Raw genomic sequence first — 13,545 nt, 5'->3', positions numbered from 1 at the left:
ATTCTGAAGACCAAATTCTTACACTAATATTTTATAATTGCTATTCCGAGGATAGCTTTGACCTGCCGGCAATAACATAAGGATACCTAACCTATTTTTCATTTGATAAAATTATATTTACCTAAGTAGGGCAACGAAGACTATTCCTTATTTACCAAATGAAGATATTTCTGATCAGCGCATTCTCCAAATACAGTAAACGGATTCATCGCATTTCCGTAGTTCTGTATTACGATTTCATCATCATCGTAACTGCCTTGTACTTCTTTTTTGGAGTTATCAATTAATAATCCTTGGAAAGTAATATATCCATCTTTTATTAAGAATATTCCCTTATGTTCTCGTTTACTGGTTTTTAGATAATATTGATTCCCTTCTAGCTTGATTTCTAATCCACAAGAAGATTCTGTTTCTAATGTGTATACTTTTTGATACAACTGATAACTTCCGTAATATCGGAGCAATTGTTTTGATTTTTGAGTAGATTCTTTTTCATCACAATCATCTTCTCCTTTCTCAAAAGTTTCCATGGTTGTAGTTTCCACATTCACTTTAATATCATAAAAACCATTGTTTTGATTATGGTCCATAATCAGGACCTTACCTACACTCGTAAATTCTCCTGTGCATCGCATATCCCATTCTCCCCAGTAAGAGTTTATTTCGAAAGCATCTAATACGCGTACCAAAACACTCTCTTCCTGAATAAAGAGAGAAATGGTAGTTGAATTATAAGGATTCGGTTTTGATGCTCCGATATAAGAAAGTGTAATTCCAAAAGCTCGCTTTCCATCGGCAACCTTATAATTGGTTGTGTCAATGGATATCTCATCGATACGAATAGCATCAGAATACCAACTTTCTTTTTCATAAAATTGTTGCTTGATCTCACCCGTTTCCGAATCTACCACCAAAATATAACTGTTTAATGTAAAAACGTCCCAATCGTACTCTTGACTAGCTACTGTAGGAATCACTACTATAGTACTGGTCTCATCATAAGGCATTACTTTCTGTACAACAAATTGTTCATACACTTGTATGGGTTGAACTCCAAGTTGTTCTAAAATTTTGGCTATAAATGGTGAAGGCGTAAAAGCTTCTGATTCTTCTTCTATAGTTTCTTCTATATCTTGCGAAGGCGGCTCCTCGGCTCTTTCTATAGCAGCTTCTACTTTTTCTGGAATGCTTTCTACTGCGTTTTCTACCTTGGTAGTTACTTTATTTTCTTGTGTTGTTTTACAGGAAATTAATAGAATAAGTATTAAAGAAAGAAACGTTTTTTTCATTTAATCTTTAAGATCAATTAAAATAGGTTTTAAAATATAATCCTTTTCTTTTTCGAATTTATAAATACCCTTTACAGTTTTAAAACCTTCCAAACCTTTATTGAGATTAGGATTATCATGATTATAAATCACTAGAGAAAAGGGTAATTCTTTGTTTTCGTTAAAACAGGTTTTATCAAAAGTAAAGTTTTTATAGAATTCCCCTTTTCTGGTATAGATACTATCTGTTATTTTAAATTTTGTCTTTACCGCTTGCAAAACATTTTCTATTGGAACATTTTCTACTTTATCCAAAGTATATCCCTGCTGATCTAGATGATAAAAGTTTTTTTTACTGAGAAATCCGCTTCCTTCCCAAATTTCAAAAAAATTAATAAAAACTTCTTCATTAATACCTATTACAAAGGGAAAAGTGATCTTTCCTCCGTCTTCATGTAAAAAGTTTAGTAAAGTATCTTTTTTATTTGAGTATATAATCAATCTTTCCTCTCCTTCTTCAATAATTGAATGATTAGCGTAAATTTTTACGTTACTATTTTGCCAGATTATTTTATCGGCGTTTTCAATATTCAAAGTTGAATCATCCTCTAAATATGCTAAAGAATCATTGTTTATCTTACTTTGATTAGTATTTTCTTTATTATTAGTATCATAACACGAAATCAATCCATTAAGTGTAAATAATAGAATAATTAATTTAAAGAGTATTGACAATCTATTCATCTTGACTACATATATGTTCAACATAAAAACCTGATTGAGTTGATTCTCGATCAATATCCCAATAAGGTTTTTGATTTCCATTTCTTCTTAATCGGTGATAATATCCACCATTATAATAACGGATAAGGCAGGCATCTATAAAGGATTTAGTGGTATCAGAATCTTCCACATCATCAAAATATTCATTAACATTATTTGGAATATCATCAATAAAACTTTCAATACTACTAAATGTTATATCTCCCTCCACTTGATCAGCATGTTGTTCTACCAAATCTTCAGGGTGATTAATATTCCAATTATTAGCAGTATTAACCCAAGAGGTATACTTATTAATTATGGTCTGCTTTTTTATATCCAAAAATGTTATAACCGTATCTATATTTTCCTTCCAATTCCAAACTTGATTATCAGAAGCAACAATATAACCCTGCCAATCAATAGTTCTACCTTCATCATCAACAATTGTTTCCCCTCTTTCTACTCCGACCAAATTATGTTCCTCCCTTTGTGCTTCTGTTAATGCAGAATACCCTGTAACCAATCTACCAAAATTATCTATTTGTCCTAGACCATATCCTCTGGGTGGTCCAAAATTAGGTAAGCCTCGAACACTTGTTGTAGTATAATTTGTACCAGGGTTATATTGCCTAAACTCATTTGAACTACCTGTAGCTGATTCATGTCTAATTAAACGAATAAGGAACCAATATTGATCATCATAACCTTCATCTTCAATATAAGAAATCACTTCATCTCTATTAGGGTTTCTTCCTCTTAAATAAAAAGTAAATGTCTGTATATTATCATCATTCCATTCATTTTCACCAGTTACATATTCAAAAATTGCTGTTCCACCTCTTATATGATCTCCAAAATCTACATTCCAAGAGTTATGTGCTTCAATAGTTTCCGTCTGGACTTCCTCATTTTCTTCAGATGGATAGTAATTTAACCACTTCCTAACAGTCTGACCACTATAATTTTTGGTATATTCTATCTTTAATCTCCCTCTAATTTCTTCATCCATATTATTGGATATCGTAATAACCGGCATAGCCGGTTCTGTTGTAATTGGAACAAATCGATCGGTAGCTTCATCTTTAGAATTTAGTTGTACATCATTGGCGAACACCTCAACTGGTGGTCTTACCCTTAGTACTTCATTCTGAAAACTTCTTGTTACCCCAGCAACTTCAACATCAAATATTAACTCTAATTCACTCATCGATTTTTAATTTTTCAACCAATTTTCTTTCAATTCCAATGGTTCCATTTCTGCATTACCATCCTCATTAACCACACCTTGATAAGTTATATAATCTTTATCTTCTAGCTTCTCACTATCTTTTCTTCTAATTTTTAATTTTACCGTTTCACCAGGATCTACATTTTCTGTTTTAACAATTAAAGTTGCTTTTTTAGAAAAAGTTATTTTATCTATTCTTTCATTCATTTCTTCATCCATCCAATATGCCTCAATTATTTTTGGTTCTTTCTCCTCCCGCTCCGTAATCGGTGTAGCATTCGTAAAAGGATTGCTTGGATTCCAGTTTTTTTCAAAAATCTGACCCCGCACTCTCTGAATACCTGGCGACAATACCAATTCCATTTTTAACGGACTATTACCTTCTGCATTAAATTTTTCTTCTAAATGAACACAATGGCAGTTCGCAAATTCGAAATCAAATAGTTTACTAAATCCATCTCGTTTAAAAAATCGAACATATCCGTTATACGTGGTATGCGTAGAAAACATCCAATCGTAAAACAATTCATCATTCTTAGTGGATTCTATTAAAACATTGATTTTACCATCCTGAATCGTAGTTTTAGGACGACCATTGCTATCCATCAGTTGCTGATATAAAAATGTACTGTCAATTACATTTCGTTCTTCGTCATTAATAAATAGTTTTGCCTGAAAGGCCATAAGCGCTTGAATTTGGTATTTGGAAAGCTGAAAATATCAAAAATATATGTAACAACGGTTACCATCACGAATTATTTCGATATAGGTATATTTTCCCGTGATAAACTGTTAATTTAAATATCGGTAATCTATTATGTAAGAAATCAAATGACTATAAAACCCTTTATAGCATTTAAAAGGAAAGAATATTTATTTGGAGACAGGAGATTTGGTCAAGCTTTTAGCCCAAGTAATTGCATCACTTAAAGACTCGAAACTACGAAACCTACTTTTAATGAAGAGTTTTTCAATCAACGCATTAAGTATTCCTTTTTTAGTATAACTTATAATTGCATATCCCCGCATTTTATAATCACTTCTATAAAACTTAATCCAATCACTTGGTTTTACCGCATAAGAATGTACGCGATTAGTGATATAAACAACATTACCTCCATCGTGATCATAGAGGTTGGTTAAGTCCTCTACTAAAAGTTTTGCATGGTCATCCCAAGTAACCACAGTATCTTCTTTAAACTCTCCCACTACAAAACCATCGAACAAATAAAAATTTCCAAAAGGATAATTTAATTCGTGTATAGCATCGTGATAATATATAGAGTCTTTAATGTATTGCATAGAAAACAAATGTATTATTTTTCCAAATCTAAATTAATTGTAATTCACTTAATTTTCCCTTTTAAATCGGTAAATAGCAAAAAGGTATCGACGAATGAATTGTAGACCATTACCATCTACAGAAAAAACCGCTCTAATTAAAAGAGCGGTTTTACATAGTCTCGGGGTATTCATTCGGTCATTAATTCTTAAGCAGCTTCATTGTTTTGGTTTCTCCATTAGCTGCTGTAATCTTTACAAAATACAATCCTTTGTAGCCTTTTAGCTCAACATTAAATTGATCTGCTTCTTTCTGATGATCTGCATAAATAACATCTCCTGCCATATTTCTGATGACAATCCCCACATTAGTATAAGTATCATTAAGTCGTATAGTTACTTCTCCTTGAGTAGGATTAGGATATGCATTGAAATCAATAGTTTTTATTTCTTCTGATTGTTCGATTTCTTCTCGTCTATCTTCTTTACCACCAAAATTACCGATAGTAAACTGTTCTCCTCCCATCGGTTGGAACTTTTCATCAGTTTGTAGAATGTTATAATTTAAATAGGTGCCTTCTTTAAGCTCTACTTCTGGTTTAACCAATAACTGAAGACTAAAGGTTTGATAAGGTTCTGCTTTTACCTCATAAATACGAGCTTTGGGTTCATATACCCTATAGACATTTCTATCTACCCGTTCAATACCTTCCATCTTTGCTTCTGCTAAAATTTCATTTAACTTTTCGTCAGGAATGATATAAAAAGCTCCAATCTTCTCAAATGGAATACCTGTTTTATTCTCTGTAACGTCCAATGATAAATTAATAGCTCTCACTCGCTTGTCTACATTTCTGATGAATACATAAGGAGCGGTATTATTAAATGCATCGATATCATAAACACTTACATTCTTCCAAGCAATGTTATTATTATTTCTGGTATTGTTCCATACAGAAGTTCCTTCTACTCCAATTGGATCCGTGGCAGATTCTATTCTTGCTAATAAACAGAAGTGATGTACATCATTTATAAAATCTGCTGGATTTGGTGGATACCAAGGAATTTTTACAATAATCTCATCATCTGGAGAAGTTGGTATCGGAACATCTCCAATAAAATCTCCGTGTAATACACTACTACCACTTACCATTTGATAATAATTATCCCAATGCAATGGCCAAGATAATCCTGTAGAAGCTTTACTAAAATATAATTTTAAAACCCCATCATCAATATTAGAGCAATTCTTTCTATTAATTCGAACATATACCCAATTAGGACTCAATAATTTATATTCTGGATTTTCATGAGTTAGCACACCATCATCATCGTTACGCACCCAAATGTCTGGACTAAGGTACATGGTTCCTGAAGATGGTTCTGTTCCATCATCCAACGTGGTATCTCTAATATAAATATCTGAAGTATTCGCTGCCAACACAGCTTGATGTGCGTTTAATCTACCATACCCCAATTCCTGAGAATGTCCTAACTCCGCTGGATTCCAGATATAATCATATCCTCCTACTTTATCAGCTGTACATTTTAGTATATCTTCAATCTCCTGATTACTTAATGTCGGATCTACTGATAGCATCAATGCTGCTACTCCTGACACTGCTGGTGCAGCAAACGAAGTTCCATCGCTATCGGCATAGACATTTCCATTTTGTGTACTACGAATCCCTACACCAGGCGCTGCAAGATCCAAGTTAGGACCAAATTGCGAGAAACCTGCTTTAACATCTGCATTTGTTGTTGCTGCTACTGAGAATGCATTCACATTTGATGCCGGATACGAAATAGCTCCCGCTCCAGAATTCCCTGCAGCACACACTATAAATACTCCCGCATTATATGCATCTTGTAGTGCTGTATCTATAGCCGGTGAACTCCCAACAGTTAAACTAAGTTGAATGATATCTGCTCCATTATCCATTGCATATATAATTGCGTCGTCCAAAATAGAAGCATTAGGAGCAAAATCTCCAACTCCTTCTAACATCAATCTAGACCCTACAGCGTTGTTACCGCCGGCAATGCCGGACATCCCAGTGTTATTATTCGTTTTAGCTCCAACGATTCCTGCTACATGCGTACCATGCCAAAAAGGTCCTCTGGAATCATTATCTGCATTATTAAAATCCCAACCTTTCCAATCATCAATAAATCCATTACCATCATCATCTATTCCGTTTCCGGTAGTAGGATCATTTGGATTAGACCAAGCATCCTCTCCTGGATTAAGATACACATTCTGATATCCATCTGTACCAAGCCCTAAATCTTCATGAGTCCAGTCGGTTCCGCTATCCAAAATTGCTACAATTACCGAGCTATTTCCAGTAGTAATATCCCAAGCATCTTCTGCATCAATATCCGCATCACTAGCTTGTTCTAGCCCCCATTGTATTCCGAACTGAGGATCGTTAGGTGTTAAAATATATGTACCCATCGTATTCGTAAAAATTTGCTCAGCATCTACTTCCTTACTCATTTTCTCATATGAATCGAGTAGTTTACTTTTGGTAGTAATTTTAAAGTCATAGAAACCTAATCGGTTACTTCGCATGAATTTCATCCCATAGGTGTTTTCTAATCTTTGAATCTCCTTGGGTGAAGGTGCTTTCTTAAATTGAATTGTAATTTCATCACTTAATGTAAATTTTTGTCCAGTTTGCTCATCAACCAATTTCCAACCATCTTTTTCTTCCAAAAATTGTTGTTGATTGATTGTTTTTGTCTTTTGTGACCACGAAAAGCTAGTGATCAGTGCCATAAGGCACCACAGAATTGTTGTTTTAGATTTCATATATAATATATTTAAGTTGATATTATAAACTTACACTACTACTAATGAGAGATCAACAGGTATTACACTTATTAAAAACGGGGATTTATCCCTTATTAATTATGGTAATCCTATAATTACAGGCTATAACTTAAAAAAGCGGGGCACAACAAATTACAAACAATTAACTATCAATACATTACATTCAAATCATAAAGCTTATCAAAGGAAGCACCCTGAAAACAGGGTGTTTTTTTCACTGAAAAGAGTGTTTGGTAAGGGAATCAATCAATATATCTTTGTAGTGGTCATAGAAACCAATTAATTAACACTTATATAAAAATCATGAAAAAAACCATTTTAAATTTCGCATTAATCATTGCTGTTCTTTTTACAGCTTCTTGTAAAAATGAAACTAAATCCGACGCTGCTGATAGTGCAGAAAAAACGGAAGAAGTTGAAAAAACTGAAAAAGCAGAGGAAAAAAGTAATGAAGAAACAACGACAGCAGCATCTGATGGTGTGCCAAGTTTTAGTGACGAAAAAGTACAAGAGTATGTAAATTCTTATGAAGCTTATATTGAAGAATATAAAAAAGTAGTCGAAAGTAAGGATATGACAGCTTTTGCTTCTTTAGGTCAAAAAGGACAAGAATTAGGTACAAAAGCTCAGGAAGTTATGGGTAATCTTTCTGGCGATGATGTAAAAAAGTTAAATGATTATATGACCGCAAAGTCAGCTGAATTGCAAGAGTTATCTAAAAAACTAATGCAATAATCATTTAGAAATATTAAGTTAAGTTTAGTTACCTTAATTGATGGGGGTTATTTGGCAAATCCTGTTCTGTTTATGGACAGGATTTGCTGTTTTTAAACAATATATTATTCACACAAATAATTAATCTTAAGATATGTTATTAATAAAAAAGTTTATGTCAGTTTTCGAAGAACAGGCCCAAACTATTGGCTTGTCTTTAACAAAAAGGAATGATAATCTACTGATCGCAGAAAATCACGAAAAGTATTTACAGCTAAAAACCTACTTAGAAGAATTTGGTGGTTCTGGTCAATTAGCAATAGGTGAATTAAAAGTTATTAAAGGAAATATTCAAAAAGCACTACAAGAAGACCATTTCCAAATACAAGATGATACCTTGGTAGAGAAAAAAATTGGAAACTTTACCCTTTATACAGAAAAGGAATTACCAATTCACAATATCAAATTAACCCATCTTCAGAGTCTTTATACTAAAATATTTAAATGTGATGAGTACATTATCATAGAACAAAAGGGAAATCATGACCTCATCCGAAAAAACCCCGTTTTCATTGAATTTTTAAGAGGTAAAATGACTATCGATCAACTATTTGATTTAATCGCCTCTCTAGATATTCCTAATGGGTTGTACATTCAAAAACCACGAGGATTTGGAGATCCAGAAAAAGTTAAAAAATGGAAAAAAATAGGGTCCATAGTTTCTATTATTACTCTTATCTGTTTTATAATAATTAAACTTCTAAGATACCTTATGTATTTAGGATAGTTTTTTTAAGGTAGCTTCTGATATTTCTGGGCGCACGCTTCGATACAAGGAAAATACAGAAATAATCTTCCTTCTTCTATTTCGAAACTAATACTCGTAGAATTACCACAGTCCACAGTTATGACATTCTCATCAATGGAGTAACTTTCTGTGCTATCTCCTTCTCCATCAATCGTTATTAAGCATAAAGTCCCATTAAATACCTGAAGTACACCTTCAGGGAGAAATTCTAATTCTAAATCACTGTTTACTGGCTGGAATGTACCGCTTCCATCACCAGGATCAACCAATTGTTCTATTAATTGCCATTTTCCTAATAAATCAGGATCATTAATTGTATCATCATCATTACTGCAAGAAAACATGCATAAAAGAGGAATCAAAATAAGAGGTATATACTTTTTCATGATTGTGTTATTTATAATGTAGATGCGTTATGTAGGGTTAGGTTGCTTTTCAATAAAAAATAATTTAAAATTAATTTCTATCCGAAACTCTGTAAACAAATTTTAAACCACTCCAATCATCATCTACGGCAGCTACCTTAATGTCAACTAATCCAATCTGTAATACATGAGTTCGGATCAACTCTCTTTTAAGATCAGTGGTTATTTTAGAACTTACTTTCGGCCAGCTAACCCATAACATTCCTGTTTTCTTTAAAGCAGTTTTATAGATTGGGATAATCTTTTCTAACTCTTTTATTGTTTTACAAAACACATGAATAAAATCTGCTTGCTCATTTTTTGCCATTTTCAGTTCTTTTATCTTATCAGGAAGGTCAGAAAACAAATTCCAATAATGATCTGGACGATTATATAATATAATAGTACATCCTTCTTTTATTCCCAATTTTTTAGCTAATGGAGTTCCTGAATATCCTGCTGGCATAATACATGAATTAACTAATGATACTTTATAAAGTTATTAAAAAACATAGAGAATACAATCATATATTATTATATCCATAATTATATGCTTTCTGATTAGGAAAAAGTTAACAATTTATCATACAAAAGCATTGTTTACCAACGCAAAGTTTTTTACTTTCGGCGTCAATTTGATTCTTAATTCTACAAATCAATTCATTATGAAAAACACTGCATTAACAGAAACTCATATTGCTTTAGGTGCTAAAATAGTTCCGTTTGCAGGATATAATATGCCTGTTTCTTATGAAGGAGTAAATATTGAACACGAAACTGTCCGCAAAGATGTGGGAGTTTTTGATGTATCGCATATGGGTGAGTTCTTAATTACAGGACCTAATGCTTTAGATTTAATCCAAAAAGTAACTTCTAATGACGCATCTAAACTAATAGATGGAAAGGCACAATACAGTTGTTTACCTAATGAAAAAGGTGGTATTGTAGATGATTTAATTGTATACAAATTAGCTGATGAAAAATATTTGTTAGTAGTAAATGCTTCTAACATCCAGAAAGATTGGGATTGGATACAGAGTCATAATACCATGAATGCTGATATGCGAGATCTATCTGAGGACTATTCTTTATTAGCAATTCAGGGACCTAAAGCTGCTAAGGCAATGCAATCCTTAACATCTGTGGATTTAGAAGTAATGAAATTCTATACCTTTGAAGTGTCTGATTTTGCTGGGATCGATCATGTGATTATTTCTGCAACTGGATATACTGGTAGTGGTGGTTTTGAAATTTATTGTAAAAATTCTGAAGTACAACAAATATGGAATAAAGTACTTGAAGCTGGTGCTGATTTCGGAATTAAACCTATTGGTCTTGCTGCAAGAGACACCTTGCGTCTAGAGATGGGATATTGCCTTTATGGTAATGATATCAATGACACAACATCACCTATAGAAGCAGGTTTAAGCTGGATTACAAAGTTTAGTAAAGACTTTGTAAACGCAGAAGCATTGGCAAAAGAAAAAGAACATGGTGCAGAACGTAAACTTATAGGGTTTGAATTAGATGAACGAGGAATTCCAAGACATGATTATGATATTGTAGATAGTAATGGAAATATAATCGGAATAGTTACTTCTGGTACGATGTCCCCTTCTTTAGGAAAAGGAATCGGATTAGGATATGTTCCTAAAGTTTTTGCTTCTCCTGGTAGTAAAATTCATATTCAGGTTCGTAAAAAAGCAATCCCAGCAACAGTAATAAAATTACCTTTTTACAAAGGATAATTATTTTATAACAATAATAAAGGGTAAGTTAAGTTTCAGGATTACAGAGTTTAGTGATCTTTGAAACTTAACTTTTTTAGCATAACGTAGTATTGAAAAAAATTCTAATCATAGGAGCCAGTGGTTTTATAGGAAACGCTCTTTACAAAGAGCTTAATTCCTATTTCGATACGTATGGTACATATCATACGGATAATCCTTTTTATGAAAAGAATCAAAAATTCTTTCAGTATGATATGGAATTAGAAGATATCTCAATATTATTGGATAATCTTAAACCCTCAATCATTGTTTCTGCTATTAGAGGGAACTTTAACTCTCAAGTCGATGCACATTATAGAATTATAGATTGGATCAAGAAAAATAAATCTAAATTGATATTCTTATCCAGTGCAAATGTATTTGACACCTTTAGTAATTATCCTTCTTATGAATATGATAAGACATTAAGTGAAAGTGTTTTTGGTAGATTTAAAATAAAAATTGAAAATGCATTGATGCGACTGCCAACTCATAAATACGTAATCGCCAGGATACCAATGATTTTTGGAGCTAGTACGCCACGTGTGCAAGAGCTTAAAACATTATATGATCTTAAAGCCTCGATAGAAGTCTTTCCTAACGTTATTATAAATGCTACTTCAATTTCTAAATTAACACAACAATTACATTACATAATCAATAGAAGTAAAAAAGGCATCTTTCATCTAGGAAGTACTGATCTTATATATCACTTAGATCTTATAAAAGAAATCTGTGATATGCTCCAATTTGAAGATCCAATATTTAAACAAGTTTTTGATTCCAATAATGATCGGTATCTAGCTGTACTTCCTAAAGATAACCTGTTACCAAAAAATCTACAAATCACAACTAAAGAGGTCATTGATTCTATTATCTTAAAGTAAGTCAGATTCTTAATGAAATTATAATCCATAGTAAGAAGTCATATTTGGTGCTTATCTTTGTAGTATGAATTTTGAAGGGAAAAAGATTATACTATTTGATGGTGTTTGTAACTTATGTAATGGTGCTGTTAATTTCATTATCAAAAGAGATAAGAATGATGTTTTTAGATATGCATCGTTACAAAGTGATATAGGTAAAAAATTAGCTTCAGAAATTGGTGTAGATACGTCAAAATTAGATACTATTCTACTTATTGAACCATCTGTAGCATATTATCATAAATCAACAGCCGCTCTACAAATTGCAAAGCGGCTGTCTGGTGGTTATCCGTTACTTTCTGTTTTTCTTATCTTTCCGAAGATTCTAAGAGATTGGTTTTATGATATTATTGCTAAAAACAGATATAAATGGTTTGGCAAAAGAGATAATTGTGTAATTCCAACTCCAGAACTTAAAGCCCTATTTATTGATTAAATCGGTTAAAATATAGTATAGAAAATCAAAGTATTTCTTGATTCTCGATTTTTTTTAATTCACTCTTTTCTTTAGCCAGTTCATTCATATTGTCAATATGCACAAATCCTAAACAGAATATTGTAAAACATATAAGAACTACCGGTAATAACAATTGCTTCATATCTATTTTATTTTGGGATTAAAATAACTTGGGAGCAAAAAAAGACCATCCTTTAATTACGGTTTAAAAGTAATCATGTTTGCACCCTACTCACCTTCGTCTTTTAGAATTCGTAGTGATTCAATTAGAATTCGTTATTGTAGTGATTGTACTTATCAAAAAAAACGTTTTTAGAAGCATCGAACAAACATCATTTAAATAAGAATTTACCCTAGACCTAACGATAAAATCAAAGGTATATGGCATAAAAAAACTGCCTTACTATAAATAGATAAGACAGTTCATTGGTGGTTATCCGTTACTTTTTTTGTTTTCCTTTTTATTCCTTCAGTTCAGAAGTAATAGTTCCCTCTTGTTTATTAGTTTGTAACGTATCCTTTCCTTCTCTTCATTTTACATCAAATTCCTCTATCGTTGTATCGACATCAGAATTATCATCAATTTGGTGTTTCTCTCTTAGCTGATTATATTCTTTATCAAGCTTGTTTACATTATCAATATGCACTATACTTAGGCATATTACTGCAAATGAGATCAAAGCTACTGGTAGAAAAAGCCGTTTCATAATGAGTCTTTTTAAGTTTATTAATATGTGTGGTTCAAAAGTATACTTATCTATCGCACAAATTAAGGGGACTTTAGCTAAAAATCATATAGGGGTTTTCCCCCTTTTTTAATATTCAATAACCGTAAGTACGCAGCAACAAACTAATAAACAGTTACTTACAACTGTATTTCTAAATCAAGAGATATAGCATTAATATAAAATTATAAAAAAAGAGCTATTGTATAGCTCTTTTAATTTTAGTGAAATCTCATGTCTCTTTTTATTTTTTAGAGGATAAAAACTAAAAACATAGAAGGATTTACTCGATCAAATGTACACTTCACTCAATACCTATTTATTCTTATGCACTACAATTATATTTTCGTTTAAAATCTAAAAC

14 protein-coding genes are annotated in these 13,545 nt (G+C 32.2%); 5 read left to right on the top strand and 9 right to left on the bottom strand.

What is annotated here, in order from left to right:
- Positions 1–140 precede the first annotated feature (140 nt).
- From NMK29_RS07795 to NMK29_RS07770, 6 genes are all read right to left on the bottom strand, one after another.
- Positions 141–1,289: a hypothetical protein gene (locus NMK29_RS07795; protein ID WP_108804421.1), complete on the bottom strand. Its 1,149-nt coding sequence runs from the start codon at positions 1,287–1,289 to the stop codon at positions 141–143.
- The gene (locus NMK29_RS07790; RefSeq protein WP_108804422.1) at positions 1,290–2,012 is read right to left on the bottom strand and encodes a hypothetical protein; all 723 of its coding nucleotides are present in this window, start codon (positions 2,010–2,012) and stop codon (positions 1,290–1,292) included.
- Complete coding sequence (locus NMK29_RS07785; RefSeq protein ID WP_108804423.1) at positions 2,005–3,240, bottom strand: hypothetical protein; 1,236 nt, start codon at positions 3,238–3,240, stop codon at positions 2,005–2,007. Before NMK29_RS07785 ends, NMK29_RS07790 begins: the two co-directional genes overlap by 8 nt.
- A 6-nt stretch (positions 3,241–3,246) precedes the next feature.
- Positions 3,247–3,945 (bottom strand): type VI secretion system tube protein TssD, encoded by a 699-nt coding sequence (tssD, locus tag NMK29_RS07780; protein ID WP_108804424.1) that lies wholly within the window; start codon positions 3,943–3,945, stop codon positions 3,247–3,249.
- A gap of 189 nt (positions 3,946–4,134) precedes the next feature.
- Positions 4,135–4,563: a hypothetical protein gene (locus NMK29_RS07775; protein WP_108804425.1), complete on the bottom strand. Its 429-nt coding sequence runs from the start codon at positions 4,561–4,563 to the stop codon at positions 4,135–4,137.
- Between the two features lie 181 nt (positions 4,564–4,744).
- A complete protein-coding gene (locus NMK29_RS07770; protein ID WP_108804426.1) occupies positions 4,745–7,357 on the bottom strand; it encodes a S8 family peptidase in 2,613 nt (870 codons plus the stop codon).
- Positions 7,358–7,681: 324 nt separating this feature from the next.
- On the opposite strand from NMK29_RS07770, the gene NMK29_RS07765 reads away from it, so the two are divergent.
- Together NMK29_RS07765 and NMK29_RS07760 are read left to right on the top strand one after the other, a co-directional pair.
- Positions 7,682–8,113, top strand: coding sequence for a hypothetical protein (locus NMK29_RS07765; protein ID WP_108804427.1), 432 nt, complete (start codon positions 7,682–7,684; stop codon positions 8,111–8,113).
- A 154-nt stretch (positions 8,114–8,267) separates the two neighbouring features.
- Entirely contained in the window at positions 8,268–8,879 is a 612-nt protein-coding gene (locus NMK29_RS07760) for a hypothetical protein (protein WP_108804428.1), read from the top strand.
- Positions 8,880–8,884: 5 nt separating this feature from the next.
- On the opposite strand, the gene NMK29_RS07755 is transcribed toward NMK29_RS07760, so the two are convergent.
- Positions 8,885–9,286, bottom strand: coding sequence for a hypothetical protein (locus tag NMK29_RS07755; RefSeq protein ID WP_159092291.1), 402 nt, complete (start codon positions 9,284–9,286; stop codon positions 8,885–8,887).
- A gap of 70 nt (positions 9,287–9,356) precedes the next feature.
- Positions 9,357–9,770, bottom strand: coding sequence for a DUF3052 domain-containing protein (locus NMK29_RS07750; protein WP_108804430.1), 414 nt, complete (start codon positions 9,768–9,770; stop codon positions 9,357–9,359).
- 199 nt (positions 9,771–9,969) lie between these two features.
- Here NMK29_RS07750 and gcvT point away from each other — a divergent pair, with 199 nt between their 5' ends.
- From gcvT to NMK29_RS07735, 3 genes are all read left to right on the top strand, one after another.
- The gene (gcvT, locus tag NMK29_RS07745; RefSeq protein ID WP_108804431.1) at positions 9,970–11,052 is read left to right on the top strand and encodes a glycine cleavage system aminomethyltransferase GcvT; all 1,083 of its coding nucleotides are present in this window, start codon (positions 9,970–9,972) and stop codon (positions 11,050–11,052) included.
- 92 nt (positions 11,053–11,144) lie between these two features.
- Positions 11,145–11,960, top strand: a complete 816-nt coding sequence (locus tag NMK29_RS07740) for a sugar nucleotide-binding protein (RefSeq protein ID WP_108804432.1) — start codon at positions 11,145–11,147, stop codon at positions 11,958–11,960.
- 64 nt (positions 11,961–12,024) lie between these two features.
- Positions 12,025–12,435, top strand: coding sequence for a thiol-disulfide oxidoreductase DCC family protein (locus NMK29_RS07735; protein ID WP_027391244.1), 411 nt, complete (start codon positions 12,025–12,027; stop codon positions 12,433–12,435).
- Positions 12,436–12,986: 551 nt separating this feature from the next.
- On the opposite strand, the gene NMK29_RS07730 is transcribed toward NMK29_RS07735, so the two are convergent.
- Complete coding sequence (locus NMK29_RS07730; protein ID WP_159092292.1) at positions 12,987–13,163, bottom strand: hypothetical protein; 177 nt, start codon at positions 13,161–13,163, stop codon at positions 12,987–12,989.
- Positions 13,164–13,545: the final 382 nt, after the last annotated feature.

The sequence above is a fragment of the Aquimarina sp. Aq107 genome (assembly GCF_943733665.1).
In the GTDB taxonomy this organism is placed as follows: Bacteria; Bacteroidota; Bacteroidia; order Flavobacteriales; family Flavobacteriaceae; genus Aquimarina.
This window is presented reverse-complemented; position numbering and strand designations above follow the sequence as displayed.